The organism is Microcoleus sp. LEGE 07076 (assembly GCF_015207455.1).
Lineage (GTDB): Bacteria > Cyanobacteriota > Cyanobacteriia > Cyanobacteriales > Microcoleaceae > Microcoleus.
Genome location: NZ_JADEWV010000102.1, coordinates 1 through 23,049, shown reverse-complemented (window position 1 = coordinate 23,049; position 23,049 = coordinate 1). Strand labels below are relative to the sequence as shown.

The 23,049-nt window shown below is 45.6% G+C and carries 12 protein-coding genes and 1 pseudogene; 2 read left to right on the top strand and 11 right to left on the bottom strand.

The window, feature by feature from the left end; genetic code table 11:
• Positions 1 to 85: 85 nt before the first annotated feature.
• From IQ270_RS17345 to cobA, 7 genes are all read right to left on the bottom strand, one after another.
• Complete coding sequence (locus IQ270_RS17345; RefSeq protein WP_193974403.1) at positions 86 to 724, bottom strand: restriction endonuclease subunit R; 639 nt, start codon at positions 722 to 724, stop codon at positions 86 to 88.
• A gap of 45 nt (positions 725 to 769) precedes the next feature.
• Entirely contained in the window at positions 770 to 1,387 is a 618-nt protein-coding gene (locus tag IQ270_RS17340; RefSeq protein ID WP_193974402.1) for a hypothetical protein, read from the bottom strand.
• Positions 1,388 to 1,513: 126 nt separating this feature from the next.
• Positions 1,514 to 2,092 carry a Uma2 family endonuclease gene (locus tag IQ270_RS17335; RefSeq protein ID WP_193974401.1) on the bottom strand — a complete coding sequence of 193 codons (579 nt, stop codon included), beginning with the start codon at positions 2,090 to 2,092 and terminating at the stop codon, positions 1,514 to 1,516.
• Positions 2,093 to 2,179: 87 nt separating this feature from the next.
• Positions 2,180 to 3,370 carry a tetratricopeptide repeat-containing serine protease family protein gene (locus IQ270_RS17330; protein WP_193974400.1) on the bottom strand — a complete coding sequence of 397 codons (1,191 nt, stop codon included), beginning with the start codon at positions 3,368 to 3,370 and terminating at the stop codon, positions 2,180 to 2,182.
• A gap of 309 nt (positions 3,371 to 3,679) precedes the next feature.
• Positions 3,680 to 3,949, bottom strand: a complete 270-nt coding sequence (locus IQ270_RS17325) for a type II toxin-antitoxin system death-on-curing family toxin (RefSeq protein ID WP_228056450.1) — start codon at positions 3,947 to 3,949, stop codon at positions 3,680 to 3,682.
• Positions 3,936 to 4,127, bottom strand: a complete 192-nt coding sequence (locus tag IQ270_RS17320) for a DUF2281 domain-containing protein (protein WP_193974399.1) — start codon at positions 4,125 to 4,127, stop codon at positions 3,936 to 3,938. The genes IQ270_RS17325 and IQ270_RS17320 overlap by 14 nt, the downstream gene beginning before the upstream one ends.
• Before the next feature lie 151 nt (positions 4,128 to 4,278).
• Positions 4,279 to 5,865, bottom strand: a complete 1,587-nt coding sequence (cobA, locus tag IQ270_RS17315) for a uroporphyrinogen-III C-methyltransferase (RefSeq protein ID WP_193974398.1) — start codon at positions 5,863 to 5,865, stop codon at positions 4,279 to 4,281.
• Between the two features lie 199 nt (positions 5,866 to 6,064).
• On the opposite strand from cobA, the gene IQ270_RS17310 reads away from it, so the two are divergent.
• Entirely contained in the window at positions 6,065 to 9,319 is a 3,255-nt protein-coding gene (locus IQ270_RS17310; RefSeq protein WP_228056449.1) for a glycosyltransferase, read from the top strand.
• A gap of 78 nt (positions 9,320 to 9,397) precedes the next feature.
• Here IQ270_RS17310 and IQ270_RS17305 read toward each other — a convergent pair whose 3' ends face one another.
• The 4 genes from IQ270_RS17305 to IQ270_RS31960 all read right to left on the bottom strand — a co-directional run bounded on the left by IQ270_RS17305 (position 9,398) and on the right by IQ270_RS31960 (position 22,599).
• Complete coding sequence (locus tag IQ270_RS17305) at positions 9,398 to 19,216, bottom strand: tetratricopeptide repeat protein (RefSeq protein ID WP_193974396.1); 9,819 nt, start codon at positions 19,214 to 19,216, stop codon at positions 9,398 to 9,400.
• A 333-nt stretch (positions 19,217 to 19,549) separates the two neighbouring features.
• Positions 19,550 to 20,545: a homogentisate phytyltransferase gene (locus IQ270_RS17300; RefSeq protein ID WP_193974395.1), complete on the bottom strand. Its 996-nt coding sequence runs from the start codon at positions 20,543 to 20,545 to the stop codon at positions 19,550 to 19,552.
• Between the two features lie 219 nt (positions 20,546 to 20,764).
• A complete protein-coding gene (locus IQ270_RS17295; protein ID WP_193974394.1) occupies positions 20,765 to 21,718 on the bottom strand; it encodes a methyltransferase domain-containing protein in 954 nt (317 codons plus the stop codon).
• Between the two features lie 758 nt (positions 21,719 to 22,476).
• A complete protein-coding gene (locus tag IQ270_RS31960) occupies positions 22,477 to 22,599 on the bottom strand; it encodes a hypothetical protein (protein WP_255532456.1) in 123 nt (40 codons plus the stop codon).
• Between the two features lie 19 nt (positions 22,600 to 22,618).
• Between IQ270_RS31960 and IQ270_RS17290 the strand changes: the two are divergent.
• A pseudogene (locus tag IQ270_RS17290) lies at positions 22,619 to 22,924 on the top strand (potassium transporter TrkG); the annotation flags it as partial.
• Positions 22,925 to 23,049: the final 125 nt, after the last annotated feature.

Here is a 23,049-nt window from a genome sequence, read left to right as displayed (position 1 = left end):
GGACTAAAGTCCTCAGCCGTCAAGGACTAAAGTCCGAACGATCAAACATTCTGCCCAAACTCACCAATGACTCATGACTAATGACTCATGACTCATTGCTAGCTGCGATTTGACTCAAGCGTTTGAGGATTCGGAGTACATCATGTAAATTATTAGTGCGATTGCTAATTCCAAATAAATCAGATGTGCTATATCGAGGTGATTCTCCTCTCACTAATTTAACAAAGATGAAACTGCCACCTGTAGCAATCATGCCGTAACTAGGTTTGTCGGGGTTGGGATTTGCCAGCATATAAGCTAAGATTTGCGCCAATCCCGCTTCGATGGAAAACGAAACTCGTTTCGATTCTATTACCATCAGCCACAACTGGTCTTTTAAAACTAAAGTGTCGAGGCTGCCTTTGATGATAACCCCTCGATCTTCTTCGGAAATTTCAACAGATTTTTCCGGCTTAATGTAAAATGGATGCAGGTAAAATTCGCCGGTGAACAGTAGCGGAGAGACGATCGACAAACTGATGGTTTTTTCCAGCAACGGCGGATGTTCCAGTAAATTGAAATAGTCGGCTTTAATTTGGTCTAGTTGTTTTTTCTGAAAGTCCGTAATTTCTGGCAACTCGTCTTGCCATTCTCTAAAAAAATGATCATCTGTGACAAGTTGCAGGTCAAAAAGTGTTTTTAATTCTTCTAACGTGACATTTTTAGCTTGAATAGTTTGAACCATAACTAAGCCCGGCTAATTTTAGGAATAGTTACAATTATATCAAATTCAGGGAGCGCTGTGATACGATGCAGAAATTTCTGTCAATAAAATGCCGATAATTTTGGGGATATTCTGCAAGTAATATTCAATAAAATCGATACTAAGAACTTGTTTCTCTAACTTCATAAACTTCCAAATGTTACCGGATGTCACAACCCCGTAAATAATGCGAATATTATTTCCTTCTTGTTCGTTAAATAATTGGGCTGCTACCATTTCTGCCGCGCACTGTCCCAAACCGCTGTTAATATTTTCCTTCTTGGCTTCGACTAGCGTCACAACTGGCGATCGAATAAACAAAAGTTCAGAGTCTTGGCTGATTAAAAAATCACAAGTTCCATTCAATCCTAACTCAGGTGCAACATTAAAGTCAGTTCCTGAAAATAAACTGATTCTATCTTGCAATTGCCTCCTCAGTTCTAGCAAAATAGGAGCAATAATGAGTTCGGATCGCGCTTTTTCTGTGTTGATGGCTAGGGCTAAAGGTACGTTGTATTCGAGGGTTTGTCTCAAGATTTCGCTGCATTGAGCTTCAGCAGAGTGGGCAAATAAGTTAATTTTTTCTGATGTAGTTAGGTTAAAGGTTTTCAACACTCGATCTAAGCTAAATTCGCTGTAGGACATGGTTTAATATATTTGGGGAATTGGGCATAGGGCATTGAGCGGAGGGATTCCACTGATTCCTAGGCTCTGCCTCGCTTTTAACTGGTTAACTGTTTCTTAGGCTGTGCCTGGAAGAAACAATAAAAATCAATTCCAAATCTTTTGCAAATTGAGCACAAAACCCGGCAAAACATCTTCCCCAGAAAGAGTTTGAGGAGATTGCAAAACTTCTACACTTCTACCGAGGCGGTAAATTTCAACTTCCCGTTTTTTGCGGTTAATCAGCCAACCCAAACGGCAGCCGTTTTCTATATATTCTTGCATTTTTTCTTGCGTCTTTTTCAAGCTGTCGCTGGGGGAGACTAATTCAATGACAAAATCGGGACAAAGTGGGATGAATTTTTCTCTTTGTTCGGGTGTTAAAGCTTGCCAGCGCGATTTTTCTACCCAAGAAGCATCGGGAGAGCGATCGGCTTTGTTGGGCAGAGTAAATCCTGTGGAGGAATCAAACACTTCGCCGAGTTCGGTTTGTTCGTTCCAAATTCCTACCTGTAAGTTAAGTTTTGAGTTGCGTTTGCCTGTTTCTCCTCCGGTTGGCGGCATGGCGATTAATTCTCCATTGGCGCTGCGTTCTAATTTTAAATCGGGGTTTGATTCGCACAGTTGGTAGAACTGTTCGGAAGTTAGTTTAATTATGGAGTTGAGGTTTAAGGTGATAGCAGTCATTGTTATTTACCTGCTGTTTGTATAAACTTGATTAAGAATTAAAAATGAAATATTCCATTTTTAATTCTTAATTATTAACTTCTAATTCTACTGCAATTGTTTGATTCTGTTGAGCGCGTCTTGATACGCACTTGTTCTCCCGCCTTGCTTGTAAAGTTCTGCTGATTTCTGAAAGTCGGCAATTGCTTTGGGTTTGTCCTTTGTTGCCAGGTAAGCTAAACCTCGGTTGTAGTATGCGTCGGCAAAACCGGGGTTGGCTGCGATCGCCTGGGTGTATGCTTGAATAGCAGTGGAACCGCGAGTGGGATCGAGATCGGGCAAGTCGGCAGTGATGAAAGTGCGGGCGTTACCGATATTAAAATACAATTCTGGGGTATATTTGGGCTTGAAAGCCAGTGCTCTGTTGAAATCGGCGATCGCCTCCCAAGCATCTCCTTCATCTAACCGCGAAAGTCCTCGAAAATAATAGGCTTGGGCATCTTGCGGATTGGCGGTGGATACCGGGCCGATAGTTGCGGGAGTGTTGTCTACTTTCAACTCAGATTTGTTCATTCCCGCCGCCACTAACTTGGCGATAAATGTATTGATTGGAACTGCTGCATTAAATCCGGTTTTAATCGGGGCGACTTCGCCGGAACTAGTTTGGGCAAAACCGAATTCGCCTTGTCCGTGCAAACCGACGACTCGGCCTTCGGAGTCGAAAACTGGCCCGCCACTCATACCGCTCCAAGTTACTGCCTGATACCGCAAATTGTAGCCTTCGGGGCGGTTGTGCGGGCGGCTGGTGACGAGTCCGGGAGAGAGTTCGGGTTCTCTTTCTGCGCCGAACAGTCCGCCCGTAGCGGGATAGCCGTAAACGTAGATTTGACTGCCGATGACGGCTAGATCGGAATCTGCGATCGTCGCGACTGGATATTCTTCGGGACTTTCAAATTTGACTACGGCTAAATCTGGGTCTGTTGGTGCTGTTTGCAAGCGACTGACTGCGGTTGCTTGATAGTTTTTGCCGATCGATGTGCGAACTGTGTATTTCACGTCTGCTTTTTCTACGACGTGGTTGACTGTTAAAACTGTGTAAGTTTTGCCTGTTTTGGCAATAATTACGCCTGAACCGTCTCCTAGGGAACTGTTAATTTGTACTGTCAGCGGGCCGGCAATGTTGGCGACTTCTTGGGCCGTTTTGGCGATCGCGGGCTGGCTGATGACTATGGTTAAGGCTGCGGTAGTTCCTGCTAGCACGCTGCTTAAGGTGTCGAAACGAGAAAAATTTTTATTCATGGTATTGGGAATTGGTAGTTGGGTAGCCGGAGTTGGCAAGCGGGCGATCGGTTTGTGCTTTTTTTAGTTTGATTTAATGGCTTGACCCAAACCCGGTCGGCTTTGTTATTTAGTGATAATTTTACTCGCTATTTTGTTCCCCGATTGTCTCTAAAAATGTAGAGTTCTTGCTGCCAACCTTACTTTTCAAAACTTAACAATACATAATAAGAACTCGGTACTGAGTTCTTTTTTTGTCATGGTTCCCCGTGCGACTCGCATGACTAAATCGTATGCTAGCTCGTCGGTCAAATTCAAAGTGCAGCCATTCTAACGCAAAAAGGTATCCGCCACCGCAAAAGCCGATCGCTTGTTACCGTCAATAAACGGATGATTCATCGCTATGTGATAGAGATAAGCAGCAGCTTGTTCGGCAATTTTCTGATGCAACAATTGACCGCAAAAAGTTGCTTGCGGTTGAGCTAAAGCCGACTCTAGCAAGCCTTCGTCTCTGACACCGGGAGTGCCACCAAAGCTAGAAATTTGGTCGTCATGGAGTTCTAGCACTTCCTCTAAAGATATAAATTTAGGAGTTTGCAAGGCGACGGTAAACCTCCTCTCGTTCTTTTTTAGATGCTAAATAAGCTTTCCAAACATCGCTCTTTTGCGTTTTAGTGCTGTGCTTTGTCTGTAAAGTGAGGACAAACTCAAGCACTTCTTCCATTGCGGATTCTGGTACTCGATCGAGTTCTTGGAGAATCTGTTCTTTTGTAGTCATGTTTCCTCCTAATTACCTTACAACCAGTTTACAACTGATCTCGCCTTCTTAGTCCGCGGAGGCGGACTTTGTGTGTGTAGCCGCGGTTGCAACCGCCGGGTGATTTTTGATATTCTGGTTTGTCTGTGTAGTCGCGGTTTCAACCGCCGAGTTATCTTGGATATTCTGCCGCCCATTGGACGATCGCCTCAGTCAGCCCATCCAACGTATATTCCTGAGCTTCCACATCTAACTTGCCCAATAAATTATAGCAACTTTTGGAAGTTTCGGGCCCGATCGAGGCGATGCAAACATTTTCTAACCAATCTTCAGACAAAGACAATTCTGGGTTTTTTCCTATGAGATTGCAAAAGTTATGCACGGTTTTGGAACTGGCAAAGGTTATGATATTTACGGCTTGATTTTGAAGTGCTGCTAGGGCGAGCGGAGCGATTGTTTCGGGACAGCAAGATTGGTAAGCTGGTACTTCGATTACTTGCGCTCCTTTGGTAGTGAATTCTTTGACTAAAACTTCTCTCCCGCCGCTTTCTACTCGGGGAAATAGGATTTTGCAGTTTGTAGGGGCGGTGCCCCCGCGCCCGCCCTCCCAGGGGAAGTTTTCGACTAGGGAATCGGCGACAAAGTTGGGGGGGATAAAGTCTGGTTGTAGAGAGTGCGATCGCAAACTTTCTGCGGTTTTTTTCCCCACAACTGCGATTTTAATGCCAAACAAGCTGCGCGCGTCTTTGCCTTTTGCTTGCAATCGTTGAAAAAACCAGTCTACAGCGTTGTGGGAAGTCAGAATTAACCAGTGAAAGCTTGACAATTGTGCGATCGCCCTGTCTAATGGTTCCCAACTCGAAGGTGGCCCAATTACCAAGGCGGGCATTTCGATCGCGCGCGCTCCTAGTTGCTGGAGTCGATCGCTAAATTCACCCGACTGGGAAGCAGCCCGCGTGACTAAAATGGTTTTTCCTGCTAGTAGCTGGCTGTTGTTAGAGGTGACTGGTGTATCGCTCATGTTTGTGCTTTCTGGCCCAATTAAATATTCGCGCAATCTGACTGCTTCGCCAATGATTATCGCACAAGGCGACAGAGATTGACCTGCTGTTTGCTGTACGATATCGGAGAGACTACCCAGCCAAATTTGCTGTTCGGGGCGGCCGCAATCTCGGATAATTGCGATCGGTGTTTCGGGCGATCGTCCGTGTTTTTGCAGTTGCCAAATAATCTCGCTTAAATTGCGCCCTCCCATCAATATTACCAAAGTTTCAATCCGCACTAACGCTTCCCATTCCAAAGCATCCGGTTCGTGCCCGCTCATCACTGCAAAACAGCGGCTCATCACCGGATCTGTGAGGGGAATGCCTGCTAGTAAAGGGGCGGCTAATGCTGATGAAATTCCGGGTACAACTTCAAACTCGCAGCCGGCTGCTATCAATGCTTGAATTTCGGAACTGGAGCGACCAAAAATAAACGGATCGCCGCTTTTTAGGCGCACGACTTGTTTGCCTAGCTGGCAATGTTTTACCAGCAAGCGGTTAATTTCTTCCTGCTGGGTGGAAGGTTTGCCCCCGCGTTTTCCGACTTCGATTTTCAGACAAGTTACTGGGATTAATTCGAGTTGCGGGATGTCGATGAGAGCGTCGTAAATTAAAACTTCGGCTTGGGATAGCAGTTTGTGCGATCGCACTGTCATCAAGTCACAATCTCCAGGCCCCGCGCCGACCAGATAAACTTTTCCTTTTCGGTGTTTCATAAGTCATCCTCGATAGTATAATTTAAGGAAGAAGTCATTAGTCATTAGTCCAACGTCATTAGTCCAACGTCATGTTTGGCTGTCCTCCCCAAGCTTTCCGTCCAACGTTATCAGGAAGAAGGAAGAAGGAAAAAGGAGCAATCATGAAATAACAAATAACAAATAACAAATAACTAATGCCCAATTCCCTGTTTGGCCAATGCCCAATTCCCAATTCCCAACCAAAAATCCTATATTTATGCAGATTATCATCATTACGGCCGCCGATGCAAATTACTTTGAACTGGTGCGAGGCACTATTTTATCGGTGCGGGAAAAACCCGAGAGTAACAATGTGGCGATCGGCTTTTTCGATCTCGGCTGTACCCCCGAACAATTGCACTGGCTGGAAACACAAGTTAATATCATTAAAAAACCCGATTGGGAATTTGACTTTCCCGGCAAAAATGCAGCCCCTCACTATCTTAAAGGACTTTTAGCACGTCCGTTTCTGCGCCGCTACTTCCCAGATTTTGACATCTACCTGTGGATAGATGCCGATGCTTGGGTGCAAGATTGGCAAGCTGTTGAACTGTTAGTTAAAGGCGCGGCCAAACGCGGTTTAGCAGTTGTTCCCGAATTAGATAGAGGCTATTATTTAGCTTACGGCAAACTGCCTTGGTATTGGCAATTCGTTTCCCGCGATTATCAAGCAGCTTTTGGCGAAGAAGTTGCCCAACAGTTGCACAGCTATCCCACCATCAATGCAGGTATTTTCGCGCTGCAAAAAGATGCCCCGCACTGGGAACTTTGGGCCGAATATCTGGAACAGGGATTGCAGCGGCACGTTTCCTTAATGACAGATCAGATAGCTTTAAATCGGTTGGTTTACGGCACTGAAATGTTTGACAAAACAGAGATGCTGCCGGCTCGGTGCAACTGGAGCTGCAACTTTGGTTTGCCCGTCTGGGACAAGCAGCGAGCCTGTTTTGTGGAGCCGTATTTACCGCAGGAGGCGATCGGCATTCTGCACATCACCGGTCACAAGCACGACTTAGTAAAATTAGCAACAACAGACGGGGATACGGTAGAAATAAGCCTCCGCTACCAACCTATACAAACACCAAAAAATCAACAATTCACACAAAAAAATATGACATTACCAGCAAACTCGGAAATCGCAAACAATACTTTGTTACCCGCCGGAGATTACGTCTCGCCCGGATTAAAAATTATTCTCCCAGATGCTTACTTTCCCAACATGATTGTCGGCGATACTAAAACTTGTTCGTGGCCCTACCTGCGCCGGGAAATTCAGCACAATTGGTATGTCGATCGTCGCGCTAATTCAGTCGGATTTCTCAGCCGCGACGAAGCACACATTCTGTACAATACGGCCCTGCAATTTGCCGGAAAAAAAGCCTTAGAAATCGGCTGCTGGCTGGGATGGTCTGCCTGTCATTTAGCCCTCGCAGGAGTTGAATTAGAGGTAGTCGATCCGCTGTTAGAAACAGAGAACATCAGACAAAGCGTAATCGACTCAATTCAAGGTGCTATCAATGGGTTTGGAGTGCAAACGACGATCGAGCTAATTCCCGGTTACAGCCCTCAGAGAGTACAAGAATTTGCCGCTCAATTCAACCGTAAATGGTCGTTAATTTTTATTGACGGAGAACACGAAGGTGATGGCCCCTTAAATGACGCCATTGCGTGCGAAAAGTTAGCAGAAAAAGATGCAATAATTTTGTTTCACGACTTAGCTGCGCCCGCTGTGGCGAAAGGTTTGGATTATTTAAAACAAAAAGGATGGCATACTGTAATTTATCAAACAATGCAAATTATGGGTGCAGCTTGGCGGGGGAATGTCGAGCCGATCGAACATCAACCAGATCCGAATATTTCCTGGGAGTTACCAGCACATTTGCAGAGTTATTCAGTTAGCAGTAATTCTCAAACAGCCAGCAAAACAGATCGAAACCAACAGTCATCTTATACCAAAGATTTTTACGAATTAATCGGAGAAGGGACTCGCAGTTCTGCTGGAGAAATTATTCCTTTATTGTTAGAATTGATGCAACCAGTTTGGCCGAAAAGTGTTGTGGATGTGGGTTGCGGTACGGGAAGTTGGTTAGCTGCTTTTCAAAAATTAGGAATTGCTGACTGTTTGGGAATAGATGGCGATTATGTCGATCGCACTATTTTACAAATTCCCTTAAATCAGTTCCAATCCGCCGATTTAAAGCAACCGCTACAAATAAACAGAAAGTTTGACTTAGCAATTTCTCTGGAAGTCGCGGAACACTTACCCAGTACCTGTGCAGAAAATTTTGTTAATTCCCTAACCAAACTAGCACCGATAATTCTGTTTTCGGCGGCCATACCGTTTCAAGGAGGCGTAGAACACGTTAACGAACAGTGGCCACAATATTGGGCTTACTACTTTCAACAAAACGGTTTTGTAGTAATTGACTGCTTGAGAAAAAAGATATGGAACAATGACAAAGTAGAGCCTTGGTACGCTCAAAATATCTTACTTTTTGTCAAACAAGAATACTTATCGAGATATCCGAGGTTAGTGAAGGAGTATCAAAATACCGATCTGAATCAATTAGCGATCGTCCATCCCAAGATTTATTTTTATAGCTTACAAGTGGCTCGAAAGTCTAGCGAAAATTCACACTCAAACCATCCACAAAGTGTGAAAGAAGTAACAGCTTTGTCACAAGTTAAAAATTTACCTTTGATCTCTGTGATTATTCCCTGTTACAATCAAGCTCATTTTTTGCCGGAAGCAGTAACTAGCGTGATTAACCAAAACTACAAAAATTGGGAAATAATCATTATCAATGATGGCAGTTTAGATACTACCAGCACAGTAGCCAAAAATTTGATAGCAGCAAATCCCCAGGATAAAATCATGCTACTAGAACAAGCTAATCAAGGGCTATCAATGGCGAGAAATACTGGCATAGCAGCAGCAAATGGCGAATATATCATGCCCTTGGATGCCGATGACATCTTAGCTGAAAATGCCTTGACTTGTCTTTTAGAAATATGTCTAAGATCAAAAGTACCTTGCGTAGCATTTGGTTCTTATCAACTGTTTGGCACTGAAACTCGCACCGTACCCAGTTACGATTTGTATTCGCCGGAAAATATAAAGCAATCTAATATGATTCACCCGTCTTCATTGTATCACAAATCAGTTTTGGATTTGGTCAACGGTTACAAATCTGAAATGAAAGAGGGTTACGAAGACTGGGAGTTTTGGGTTAATTGTCACAAGCACAGCATTCCATTTTTGGGAACGAGAGAAGTCGTTGTCAACTATCGGCGTGTTCATGGTTCTATGTTAGAAAAAGCTCAACAATACCATCATAAATTGGTAGCACAAATTGTTTGTTATAACCGGGAAATTTACGATATCGAAAGTGTTAAGAATGCTGAAAATATATTGGACAAAATCACAAGTTAATCTTTATTCTAAGGACTAAAGTCCTTACTACGAACCAGGTTTCTAGTGAGGACTTTAGTCCTGCTACTCGCCGATTATTTAAAGCTTCTTAATAACATCAAGAAAGCGCTTAACCTGTTTTTCCCAAGTCCAATCGAGCATAAAATTAGCCGCAGCTAAACCGCGATTTTTTGCTAGTTCGTGATTAGTATAAACTTGCTCCAAAGCATCAACGACTTCTGCAACATCCGACTCTCCCCAACCTTCTACACCGGGAAAATAAGCAGTCGGTTTCACTCGTCCCTGATGCGATAAAGGATAGCAAATATTGCTGTAAATCAAGTCTAAATGACCAGTATTTGCTGATAAAATAGTAGGAATTCCGCAGGCCATACTTTCCATTGCGACTAAATTAGTGCCGCCTTCGCAGCGGTTGGTGAAAACAGCGCAGTCGGCTTCTCGCAAAATTTGTGCGGCGAGGTGATTGGGAATTAAGCCGATGTCGATAAAAGAGTCAACTGGCAAACCGTTGGCTGCTAACCATTGGGAAATTTCTAAACTTCCGTCGCGGTTGATATTGGGAAATCCCGCAACGTTTCCGGTTTGTTCCATTCCCAGCATATATTGAGGCCAAAAGTTGTGCCAAGCTGTTAGTAACAATGCTTCTGGATGTTTGGCGCGAAATTGTTTGAAAGCGGCAATTACAATGTCTTGGCCTTTGCGATATTCTAGTTTGCCACCGGAGAAGATGACGAAGCGATCGCCAAATAGATTAGATTTGGGTGCTGGATGGAAAATTGTCGGGTCAATTCCTTGATTTACCATCGCCACATTAGTCAAGCCGCAGCTTTTCAAAACATCCGCATTCCAGTTAGAACCGGCGACAATCGCACTGTATTGCTTGGCTTTTTCTAGTGCTTCGGCTGTGATTCGCGTGTCTTCAAAAAAGATGACTCCTACTTGACAAGCGCTGGTGATTTGATTCTCAACTCCAGAGGATGCTAAATTATTCCCCAAACCGTAAAGTACGGGAAAGTTGCAGCTAATCTGTTTGTCTGGATTCGCGGTTACTAATTTCTGAAAATTTTTCTGATTTTCTATTGCGGGTAATAACAGCGATTTGTGCAGCGGATTGATTGACTCTGAGGTGATGGATGGCGGTGCTAAAAGTGCTACTTCCCAGGCGGGATTTCGCAGCAGTTGCAGTGTTAAATTCATGCCGTAAATTCCCCAGCCGCTGGTGATGCTGAGCGGCCAACTGATGCCGATTCCTGTTGTTTTTGGCGTGGTTTCTGGGGGTTGAATTTGAGGGGGGGGGATTCGTTGAGGCAGAGCCTCTGGATCTGCATTATCAGGCAGAGCCTGGTAACGAGTAATTAGCTCTTGCAAGGCTGCTTTTACTCGATCGCACACTCCATCCCAATCACCCGCTTTTTGCTGCCTAAACAACCGTACAGTGGGATACCAAGGGCTATCTTCGCGATCGAGCATCCACCGCCAATCGGGCATAAAAGACAGCAAAATCCAGACCGGTTTGCCCAACGCCCCGGCTAAATGCGCCACAGCAGTATCTACGCAAATTACTAAATCCAGTTGTGAAATAATCGCTGCCGTGTCAGCAAAATCCCCTAAATGTTCGCTCAAATCTTGAACTTGCTGTTGATGCAATAAAGTGTAATCGCTCGGTAACAAACCTTTTTGAATGCTGTAAAAACTCGCTCCCGGAACATCTAAAAACCTGACAAAATTGCTCAACTTACACGAGCGATCGTTGTTCTTGCGGTGCAGCGGCCCGCCCGCCCACACAATACCTACTTTTAGTTGATTGTTAGGTTCTAAGGAAAATTTACCATCCTTTGGCGGAGCTAAATAAGGAATATTTACAGGTATATTTTCCCAAGTCGTTCCCAAAATTCTGGGCAAACTCATTAGCGGCGCTTGTACTTGAAAATCCACCAAATCTTGCGGTTTTGTTACTACGAGATCGATACCTGCAACTTTTTCAAACAAACGCTTCAGCGACAGGTGACAAGCCACAATAACTTTGCCACCTTTTTGCTTAACTAAAGGCGCATAGCGGATAAAATGAATCGTGTCGCCCAAACCTTGTTCGGGGTGCAACAATATTGTTTTCCCCTGCAAATCGGAACCTTCCCAAAGCGGCTGCTCAAAATATCTGGGTTCTATTTGTTTAGTTTGCCAGCGCGATTCGTACTCCGCAAACCCGCGCTCAAAATTTCCAGTCAAGAGCAAAGCTAAGGCTAGTCTCAAACGCCAATTTGGCGAGTTGGGACGTAGTTGAATTGCTTTGTTGTAGAATTCGATCGCCTCTGCGACTTTTCCCTGTTCCGCGAGGGCACAACCCAAGTACAAGTTTGTTTCGCTGAGATTGGGATTAATTTCTAGGGCTTGTTTGTAGTGCGAAATAGCCTCAACTATTTGCCCGTTTTCCTGTGCGATCTCCCCTAAATAACTGTGGGCTGCTGCGCGGTTTGGCGAGGCGGCAATTAATTGTTCGTAGCGAGCGGCGGCTTCAGCTTTTTTCCCTTGTTTTCGCAAGGCATTTGCTATGTGAAAATCGACATCAAGTGCTGTCAGTTTTGGGGTGTCGGTGAGACTAGGCGGTGGCGAAGAATTCTTCGCAATAACCGAGGAGCTTGTTAACTCTTGCAAAGCTGCTTTTACCCGATCGAATACTTCCTCCCAATCGCCCGGTTTTTGCTGCCGAAACAGCCGCGCCGTCGGATACCAAGGGCTGTCTTCGCGCTGCAACATCCACCGCCAATCCGGCGTAAAACACAGCAAAATCCATACCGGTTTGCCCAAAGCACCGGCTAAGTGAGCGACAGCGGTATCAACAGAAATTACTAAATCCAGTTGCGATACCACCGCCGCAGTATCGGCAAAATCGTTCAAATTATCGCTCAAATCGATCGCAGAAGTTTGAGTTAACAAAGTACCTGAAGCGCAGCTATCCCGTAGGGAATCGCCCGCCGATAATTCTTTCTGAAGACTATAAAAACTTACGCCCGGAATATCAAACAATTTCAGAAAATAGCTTAAATAAGTCGATCGCATAAAATCCTTCAAATGTTCCGAACTTCCCGCCCACACAATTCCCACTTTCAAATTGCGATTCCCTACGGGATAGCTGCGCTTCACGGAATTTAGAGAAAATTGCCAATTCGGCGGCGCTGCTAAATAAGGAACATTTGCGGGTATAGTTTCTAAAGTTGTTCCCAGAATGTGCGGCAAACTCATCAGCGGTGCTTGCACTTGAAAATCCGGCAATTCGTCGATCCGCACCGCCACTTGCTCGATGCCAGGAATCTGCTTGAACAAACGCTTCAGTTGTTGATAGCAAGAAACGATTACTTTGCCGCCTTTTTGCTGCACAATTGTTGCGTAGCGCACAAACTGAATTGCGTCGCCCAAACCTTGTTCGCAGCGGAGCAAAATAGTTTTTCCGTGCAAATCTGAACCGTCCCAAATCGGCTGCTCAAAATTCCACCACTGCATTTTTTTGGCCCCATCGGTTTGCCAGCGCCATTCGTACTCTGCAAAACCGCGAAGCAAGTCACCTGTTAACAGCAGCGCCAAGGATAAATTGAAGTGAGCTTTAGTACAATTTTCATCTAAATTAATAGCTTGATTGTAACAGGAAATTGCCCCGATAATGTCGTCCTTAGCTTCTAAAACCGCGCCTAAATTATTGATCGCTTCCACGTAATTTGGCTGTAAAGATATTGCTGTTTCTAAGCTAACCAAAGCTTGTTCGTATTGGTGCGTTTGTAAGAATAAATTTCCCAAGTGATAATGTCCAGCAGCGCTGTCGGGTTCGAGTTCAATTGAGTGACAATAAAGACGTTTAGCTTCTTCTGGCTGATTTGTTGCTTGCATGGCTGCACCCAAATTTACAAGGGCGGGTACGTAATTGCCATTGATGGAAAGTGCTTGATTAAAACAGACGATCGCATTTGACAACTCGCCCTGCTGCTGGAGTGTCGCGCCGAGATTGTTGAGGGCTTTGACGTAAATGGGATTTAGGGCGATCGCCTTTTGAAAACAAGATACAGCATCGGCTATATTGCCTCGAGCTTGCTGCAAAATACCCAAGTTATTGTGGGATAGAGCGCAGTTCGGGTCGATTTCGATTGCGCGCTGATAATATGTTGCAGCCCCTGTTAAATCGCCTGTTTGGTGGAGCGTCACCGCTAAATTGGTGGCGACTTCGATCGAATTAGGCAGCCCAACTAAAGCATTTTCAAAATACGCGATCGCCTCGGTCAATCTTCCTTGCGATTTCAAAATATTTCCGTACTCAAACTGTTTTTTGGCAACCTCAATATTTGGCTGAATTTCTATTACTTCTAGAGCTTGATGACGCTGGAAAATGATTTCTTTTATTGCCAAACCAACCGATTCCAAAACTCCTTCCCAATCTCCCCCTGCTGACTGGCGAAACAAGCGCGCCGTCGGATACCAAGGACTATCTTCCCGTTCCAACATCCACCGCCAATCCGGCACAAAACACAGCAAAATCCACACAGGTTTACCCAAAGCACCGGCCAAGTGCGCCACAGAAGTATCTACAGAAATCACTAAATCCAGAGCCGATATTGCAGCCGCAGTATCGGCAAAGTCGTGCAAATAAGAGCTTAAATCTGCTACGGGCATTTGGTCTAACAAAGCGCGTTCTTCTGCTGTCATTTGCTTTTGCAGACTGTAAAATACCGCTCCCGGAATATTGAAGAGTTTTGCTAACAAATCTAGCGGGAACGATCGCACTTTATTTTGTGAATTTTGAGGATTTCCCGACCACACAATTCCTACTTTCAAATTAGCAGTTTGTTCCAAATTAAATTCCCCACCTGGAGGCGGAGCTAAATAAGGAACCTGGGCGGGTATAGTTTCTAAAGTTGTTCCCAAAAGGTGTGGCAAACTCATGAGGTGGGCGCGAACTTGAAAATCCGGAGCCGCTTCGGGACTAATTATTAACTCATCGATTGCCGAAACTCCTGCAAACAAGCGGTGCAAGTGTGGCAAACACCAAACAATTACTCGACCGCCTTTTTGCTTGACTAAATCTGCGTAGCGGATAAACTGAATTGCATCGCCTAAACCCTGTTCCGGGCAAAGCAAAATTGTTTTTCCTTCCAAATCTTTTCCATCCCAAACTGGCTGAATAAAGTTGTGTTGTGGAAACTGTTTTGGTTCTACCAGCAGCCGCCATTCGTACTCGGCAAAACCGCGCCCAAAATCTCCCGCCAGCAGTAATGCTAAACCTAAATTTAGGTGAGATTCTGAGCTGGCGATATTGAGTTGAACGGCTTGATTGTAATAGCTGACAGCATCTGCAAATTGTCCGCCTTGGTGAAAAATGTTTCCCAAACCGTTGAGAGAATTGACATAACCGGGTTTGAGTTCGATCGCCCGACGGTAACAATCGATCGCCTCTGCCATTTTTCCCGCTTCCTCAAAAGCTTTACCGAGATTGTTCAAAGCTTCGGGAAACTCGGGTTTCAGGCTCAAAGCTTGCTGGTAGCAGGCGATCGCATCTTGAATTTTGCCTTGTTTGTGCAGGACAATTGCCAGATTGCAGCGAGCGCCGGCACTGTCGGGAAATTTCTCAATCGCTTGCTGGCAAAAGGCTAGAGCCTCATCTAACTGATCTTGGTTTGACAGCCAATTCCCCAAAGCCAGATCGGTTGCTGCCAAATCCGGTTGCAGCGCCAGAGCTCGTTCGTAATAGGCGATCGCGCGATCGACTCGGCCCAGCCGGATCGAGGCGTATGCTAAGTTGTGCAAAGCGTCGAAATAATTTGGATCGATCGCGATCGCCCGTTCGTAATTCGCGATCGCCCGATCGTAATTCGCGCCCGTTTCCTCCCCTTGTTTCTCCAAAGCAATTCCCAAATTCAAATAAGCCGCAGCGCAATTAGGATTGACTTGAATCGCTTGCTCGTAAAGCGAGCAAGCCTCCCCCACATTCCCTTCTTCTTCCCGCAGCAGCCCCAAATTAATCAGCGCTTCGGCGCAATTCGGGTTCAAAGACAGCGCCCGCTGGTATTGTGCGATCGCCTCTGCTGTCTCCCCTGCTTCCGCCAGGGCGCTGCCCAAATTGCTCGCAGTCTCCGCAAAATTCCCGTTGATTTCTAGCGCTTTTTTGTAGTGCGCGATCGCCTCTGTCAAGCGCCCGCTGTGCTGTTTGACAACGCCTAAATTGTTGTGTGCGGCCGCATAATTGGGATCGATCCGTAGCGCCCTTTCGTAACATTCGATCGCACCGCCAAAGTTGCGCTGCTGCTGCAAATCTCTGCCCGAGCAAAACTCTGCATCCGCCTCCGCCGATGGCGCAGGTGCAGCCTCAACCAGGGCTCGCAGAGATTGCGCCACCCGGTCGAAAACGCCCTCCCAATCGCCCCGCTGAGCCTGCCGGAACAGCCGCGCCGTCGCATACCAAGGACTGTCTTCGCGCTCCAGCAGCCACCGCCAATCCGGCGAAAATGCCAGCAAAATCCACACAGGTTTGCCCAAAGCGCCCGCCAAATGGGCGACAGCGGTATCCACGCAAATTACTAAATCCAATTCGGCGATCGCAGCAGCAGTATCAGCCAAATCCCCAAAATGCGGACTCAAATCGACGATAGACGTTCCATTCAACAGCGCGCGATCGGCCTGGGAAACCTCTTTCTGCAAGCTATAAAAACTTACCCCCGAAACCTCCAAAAGTGGCAGAAACTGACTTAAACTGCAAGAACGCTGCATATTTTTGCGGTGTTTGGGATTCCCCGCCCAGACAATCCCAACTTTCAAATTGCGTCCCGGCAAAAGCCCAAATTCAGCACCCGCATTCCCAGATAAATAAGCAGTATTTGCCGGGATTGTTTCCAACCTTGTACCCAGAACATACGGCAAACTCAACATCGGTACTTGCACATCAAATTCCGGCAGCGGCTCGCCTCTAACTATTAGCAAATCAATACCTTCAACCGTTGCAAACAAACGTTGCAATTGCGGGTAACAGCCAACAATTACCCTACCGCCTTTATTTTTGACGATCGCAGCGTAGCGGATAAACTGAATCGAATCGCCCAAACCTTGTTCGGCGTGAAGCAAAATAGTCTTTCCCTGCAAATCGGAACCATCCCACAGCGGCCGGTATTCTCTCGCCGCCACTGTATTTTCCGGCCCAGTCATAAAACAGGAATGACCGATTTTAAATTCATGAATTTGCCAGCGCCACTCGTACTCGGCGAGACCATTTTCCAAATCTCCTGCCAACAGCAAAGCCAAGGACAAATTGAGGTGAGCGCTAGCATGATTTGGACTCAAAGCAATCGCCCGCTTGTAACAGGCGATCGCCTCTTCTACCGCGCCTTTTTCCAGAAACGTCCTACCTAAATTGTTAATAGCTTCCACAAAATCCGGCAGTAATTCTAGAGCTTTGTGATAATACTCCAGCGCCTCTTCTAAATTGCCCTGTTCTTGCAACACTGTTGCCAGATTGTTGTAAGCTTCCCAACTCTGCGGATTAATTTCCAGCGCCCGCCGATAGAGGTTAATCGCCTCTAAAAGTTGGCCCTTTTCTTGCACCGCCACCGCTAAATTAATCAGTGCGGGTACGAAATCTGGCTCGGCGGCAAGAGCTTGTTCGTAATGTGCGATCGCCTCTGCGATTTGACCTTTTTCCTCAAGAATTTTTGCCAAATTGTAAGCTGTTTGAGGAATATTTGGAGCCAGGGCTAAAGCTTCTCGGTAATGCGGGATAGCTGCATCTAACTCGCCACTTTCTTGTTTAAGAAAACCAAAATTAATCCGGGCTTGCACGCAATTTGGGTCGAGAAATATGATTCGTTCGTAAAGGGCGATCGCCTCTTGCTTCTCGCCTGTTTCCATCAACTTTTCGGCTTGCCGCAACCAATCCTCTAAAACAACCGAATTCTCCCCATTAATAGATGTCTCAATCCCAGGCAATTGCTTGAATGCGGAGCGGTTTGCCAGCCCTTCGCCCGCTGTCAAAAATATTTTTTGGCTATCCTCAACCAAGCTTGCGTTTGTCATTTCCAGCGCCGCAGCATCGAATGTGTTTCCCAGCGACAAACTTTTGGCATCATCGTCAGAATAAGTAGCAGAATTGGCGATCGCCAACAAACTCAAAGCCGCCTGCACATCCTGAAACAATTCTTGCCAACTTTCCGGCTGACTTTGACGGAAAAGCCTAGCAGTTGGATACCAAGGATTATCTTCGCGATCCAGCAGCCAGCGCCAGTCAGGAGCAAAAGAAAGCAGCACCCAAACCGGTTTTCCCAAAGCACCCGCCAAGTGCGCCACAGAAGTATCGACACTAATCACCAAATCCAGTTGAGATATAGCAGAAGCCGTATCAGCAAAGTCGTTCAGGTGCGGACTCAAATCCGGAACCAAGTGGTGGTTGAGCAAAGTGCGATCGCTCTCGGACAAGTTTTTTTGTAAACTATAAAAAGCAACTCCCGTCACCTCAAAAAACGGAATAAAATCGCTCAAACTGCAAGAACGCTGATTATCTTTCCGCCTGGTAGGATTTCCCGCCCAAACAATCCCCACCTTCAATTTTGCCTCAGAAGAAAGCGCAAAATTGCACTCAGCAGGCGGAGCTAAATAAGGAACATTTGCCGGGATTGTTTCCAGAGTTGTCCCCAAAATTCTAGGTAAACTCATCAGCGGTGCATGAACGTCAAATACTGGCAAACCCTCAAGACTAACTGATAAAAATTCAACGCCAGCAACAGTCGCAAACAACCGCATCAGTTCTTGATAGCAAGCCACCATGACTTTAGCGCCTCGGCTGCGAAGAATCGGCGCGTAGCGAATAAACTGAATCGAATCGCCCAAGCCTTGCTCGACGTGCAGTAAAATAGTTTTTCCCTGCAAATCCGAACCATCCCAAAGCGGCTGTTGAAATTGCCTCGGTTGTAGTTGCGGAGTGCGCCACCGCCACTCGTATTCAGCAAAACCGCGCTGATAATCTCCGAACAGCAGCAAAGTCAAGCCAAACTCTAGATGTGCGGTGGCGTTGTCTGGCTGCAATTCCAAGGCTCGACGGTGACAAGAAAAAGCTTCTTGAAAATTTCCTACATCTACCAAAGCGTGTCCGAGGTTGTTAATAGCCTCCACGAAGTCAGGCTTTAAGTTTAATGCTTGTCGGTAGTAGAATATTGCTGCTTTTGTATTACCTTGTTCGTGGTAAAATGCTCCCAAATTGTTCTGAGCGTCGGGATTGTTTGGTTCTATTTCTACAGCTTGGTGGTAGCAGTTGAAAGCTTCGGCTAATTTACCTTGCTGCTGCAAAACTCTTCCCAAACCTAGTAGAGAACCTATCAATTTAGGATTGATTTGTAAAGCCTGCAAGTAACAAGCTGCTGCCTCGTTTAAGAGATTTTTATCGAAAAATATTTTGCCTAAATTGTGCGCTGTTTCGACGAGGTTGGGGTCGCTAGCGAGGGCGGTTTGGTAATAGGCAATTGCCGAGTCTGTGTCGCCAAGTTGCTGTTTGAGCCAGCCCAATTTATTGCAGGCTAGTGCGGAATTTGGCTTGATTTTGATAACTTGTTCGTAACTGACGATCGCCCTTTGATATTCGCCCACATCCAGCAAAACATGAGCCTTATTTAAATGTGCTTCTACAAAATCGGGGTTTTGGGCGATCGCGCGATCGTAAAAGTCGATCGCCTCAGCAACTCTTCCCTGCTGTCTCAGCGCTATTCCCAACAAACAAAGCACGTTTGCTGAATCCGGCTCGACTTCTACGATTTGCCGATACAAATTTTCAGCTTCTAACAAACGCCCCGCTTGGTGATGTTCCCAAGCTCTTTTCAAACAGTCTTCTGCACTTTGTTTGACGGTGGCCAATTTTTGCGATTTTTTTTGAGAAGCCATAGTTATCTTTGTTGTTTGGGAGTTCGCTAACTTACTAATTGCCAACTTGTTCTAATTTGTTAACTCTTCCTTTCTTCTTCCCTGGGAGCATCTCTTCCGAAAAGTTTCACGCCAAATTGCGAAAATCTCGATCGCAGCGAGAAATATACGCCAGCCAGCCGGAACACCGCACCCCCAAAAAACGCTTTTTAAACACTCTATATGCTCCTTCTTCCTGATGACTAATGACGCTTGAGGGCGGGCACTCACAGGCACCGCCCCTACTGACTGTTGACTGTTGACTGTTAATTGTTAATTGTTAACTAATAACTACTGACTAATGACTGCTGACTTCTACCCTAACAAACAAGCTGCTGGAAAAATCAAATATTCTAAGAAAAACAACTTCCAGATAAATTGATAAAAATCGGCAATTTCTTTTTGCTCCTCCAAATCAATTTTCGCGCTCCAAAACCACATCAAACCCAAAGCCGCCAAATGAGAAACTCCCAGAAACACTAAATTAACATCAGACAAAACAATGACTCCCGCCCAAGTCGCGCCCACATAGCAAACAGTCAACACCCAGCGAGATAAATTAAAGACGGCCGCCTTGCCCAGCTCAATCGTAAACGTAGTAATATTGTATTGCTTGTCGCCTTCCATGTCAGGGATATCTTTGAAAATGGCGATCGCAAAAGTAAACACCACCACAAACACCGTCAGCACCCAAACTTCCGCAGGAATCGCCCAAGACAAACTCTCCCAACTCCCGCCCGAAAAAATGCTTTTCGCCCGCCCCAAACCCAAAACCCAATTAAAATGCAAAAACAGCCCTAAATTGACGATCGCCCCCCGCACCGTAAAAATGCACAGCGCCGCCCAAAAAGGAAACCGCTTCAGCCGAATTGGCGGCAGAGAATAAGCAGTCCCAATCGCCAAACTTACGCCAACTGTAGCCAGCAAAAACGGCCCTTGCCAAACAGCAATCAAAATTGCTAAAATTCCCGTTCCAACTACAATTAATTCTCCAGTTTTTCGAGAAAACGCTCCCGAGGCGAGCGGTAAATACGGCTTATTGATCTTATCAATTTCAACATCTTCTAACTGGTTCAATCCCACAATATAAATATTGCCACAAATGCAAGCCAACCAAGCCAAAGTTAGAGGCAAAAATACAGGATTCACAAACAGCCGCGCACTTTGGGCGATCGCATACAAAGCCAGCACGCTCAACGTAGTCCCCACAATAGTGTGCGGCCGAGAAAACTCCCACAATGCCCTCACCCAACTTTGCGGAGCCGAGCCATTTTTATCACTCCAAGAGTTACCAATCGAATCGTTGCCCATAAATCACACAAACGCACCAGAAATAATATTAATTAAAGTGGAAATTATCCACCTTACTTAATTGAACTTGCCGCCAGAAATATCATCGGCAGAACCCTCTTCCCTCTTCCCTCTTCCTGATGACGTTGGACGGAAAGTTCGGGGGGGGACAGCAAAACATGACGTTGGACTAATGACGTTGGACTAATAACTAATAACTAATGACGTTGGACTAATGATTTATTTTACAGCACAAATCAGCCCAAAACGAATCAATCCGCTCTCATATCCCCGGCTCATCAATCCGAGAGCAAGTGCAGCTTGAATCGTCGTCCAACCGCTCGTCAACAAACCCCAAATCGCGCTCGGAGTCAAAGCAGAATCGATCACCACATCCCAAAAAGGAGCAACAGCCTTTGACCAATCAGCGCTGCGAATACTTGTAAAAGGCAAACTGCGGACAATTTCCTCATATTCCGGCAAAGAAATCACATAAGGCAAAGCATAAACCCGGTAAATTTCTGCCAACTCCTTTCTCTCTGCACCAGTCAATTCTCCCGCCGTTTCTCCCACCGGGCGGTGACACCAAGTTGCCAAAATCAAAGTTCCTCCCGGCTTGAGCACGCGGCAGCATTCCTGCAAAAACTTAATTTTGTCTGGCATATGTTCGCCACTTTCGAGCGACCAAACCAAGTCGAACGACTCATCAGGAAAAGGCATATTCAAAGCATCTGCTACCAAAAAGTTAACATTGCTTTCTAGTCCAGCAATTTTAGCACGTTCGGTCGCTCGGTTGGCCTGTACCGGACTCAGAGTAATGCCAGTCGCCTTAACGCTAGCGCCCGTTTTATTTGGTGCGGTCGATCGCCCAAAATCTCGATCGACCCCACCATCCGACTGTAAATTATTTGGCGCGATCGAACTAAACTTTTCAGTCAAATACAGCGTGCTACCCCCAATCCCGCAACCGACATCCAGAATCCGACAAGGTTCGCCGAGTACCTTCTCAGACGGTACTCCAGCCCAGCCCAGCAGTTCTTCTATCAAATCAATCTGAGCCTGTCGGCGCTCTTTTTTCAAATTGCCATCCGGGCCGTAGTAACCGTGGTGCATATGTTCGCCCCACACCTGTTCCCACAAACCGCTAGAAGCGTCGTATAGTTCCTGAATTTGCTGGTAAAGTGTTGATGTCATCGCCCGCTCGCAAGTTATTACAGAAATTCTACCAAAAAAATCTGGTTATATCCTAGCTTTTTTAGAGCGACTTTTCTTCTAAAAATCCTCAAGGTATTTTGTAGAAGTCTAGTAAAATCAAATCAGGAGGCGATGCAAGTATTCAATCTCACTTTTGAACTTAAACTCAAACCCACAAAACTCCAAATAGCAATTTTTGAAGTTTGGCTACAACAGTGTCGCAAGTAGAAAGGCGTAAATATTTGTAGTTGGGATGAGGCAGGAGTCAGGAGACAGAATGCAGGAGGGATGAGAGTTTTAGCCTCATTTATCTTTCTTAAGATAGTTGTGTTTTGTCCCACAGACTTACTTAAGGTTTATAACCATGCCCTGCGACGGCAACCCGGATTGGTACAATTCGCGATCCCGTCGCACTGACACTTGCTCGCCCCGCTCCAAGTTCATTATTTCCTTTGACACCCCGATACCAACTTATTTAACTCAATGCAAAGCGTTAACTGCATACATAAAAACCAGTTCTGCATTGCAGCGCATTAACGATAGATCCTTACAGCAAGTGTTGCCAAGGTTAGAAAAAGCTTTTGTCACTAATTAGGTTTAGAGCCAATTCACAACAGCTTAGTTATCCAGCGAGGACTTGCAGCCACAGGAGACAGGGTAAAGATGCTTTCGCTCGGGTAAAGCAGTTTCCCTCCCTGCCATCCCATCATCCTCATGCTTTTAAACCCTGGAGTGTCAACGTTATTTTCCCAATTTCGTCATTGAATATTGCGATTTTGTACGATCGGTCGATCGACATTCCCCAGATCGAGATATCCTGATTTCAAACCCCAAAATCGATTTGTGGGTTCCCACTCAAATCTCAAATCTAAAAATCTCAAATCTAAAACCTAAAATCGAATGACAGTCTCGCGAACCATTTGCTTGGGCTTTCTCACCGTCATTATCCTAGGTGCTCTGCTACTGATGATGCCCTTTTCCACAAATGATGGAAGTTGGAACGATCCAATCACAGCAATCTTTACCTCTACTTCCGCTGTCTGCGTCACAGGCTTGTCAGTTGTGGATGTCGGAAAATATTACTCTTTTTGGGGCCAACTGTGCCTACTTTTTCTCGTGCAAATAGGAGGCTTGGGCTACATGACAGCCACCACTTTCTTGCTGCTATTATTAGGCCGCCGCTTTGGCTTAAAAGACAAAATTGCAGGGTAAGCGCATCTAATTTGGTAGTTAAATATACAGATTATTTGGCACATTTATATAATGACAGATATCGTTTGAGCATCAGAGATGTTATCTAGTAGACTGATCAGTACAAAGTTTCTATCTTA

What these genes read in the sequence shown, in the direction of transcription:
- IQ270_RS17345 (WP_193974403.1), bottom strand. Translation starts at nt 724, where the DNA reads ATGGTTCAAACTATTCAAGCTAAAAATGTCACGTTAGAAGAATTAAAA.
- IQ270_RS17340 (WP_193974402.1), bottom strand. Translation starts at nt 1,387, where the DNA reads ATGTCCTACAGCGAATTTAGCTTAGATCGAGTGTTGAAAACCTTTAAC.
- IQ270_RS17335 (WP_193974401.1), bottom strand. Translation starts at nt 2,092, where the DNA reads ATGACTGCTATCACCTTAAACCTCAACTCCATAATTAAACTAACTTCC.
- IQ270_RS17330 (WP_193974400.1), bottom strand. Translation starts at nt 3,370, where the DNA reads ATGAATAAAAATTTTTCTCGTTTCGACACCTTAAGCAGCGTGCTAGCA.
- IQ270_RS17320 (WP_193974399.1), bottom strand. Translation starts at nt 4,127, where the DNA reads ATGACTACAAAAGAACAGATTCTCCAAGAACTCGATCGAGTACCAGAA.
- cobA (WP_193974398.1), bottom strand. Translation starts at nt 5,865, where the DNA reads ATGAAACACCGAAAAGGAAAAGTTTATCTGGTCGGCGCGGGGCCTGGA.
- IQ270_RS17310 (WP_228056449.1), top strand. Translation starts at nt 6,065, where the DNA reads ATGCCCAATTCCCAATTCCCAACCAAAAATCCTATATTTATGCAGATT.
- IQ270_RS17305 (WP_193974396.1), bottom strand. Translation starts at nt 19,216, where the DNA reads ATGGCTTCTCAAAAAAAATCGCAAAAATTGGCCACCGTCAAACAAAGT.
- IQ270_RS17300 (WP_193974395.1), bottom strand. Translation starts at nt 20,545, where the DNA reads ATGGGCAACGATTCGATTGGTAACTCTTGGAGTGATAAAAATGGCTCG.
- IQ270_RS17295 (WP_193974394.1), bottom strand. Translation starts at nt 21,718, where the DNA reads ATGACATCAACACTTTACCAGCAAATTCAGGAACTATACGACGCTTCT.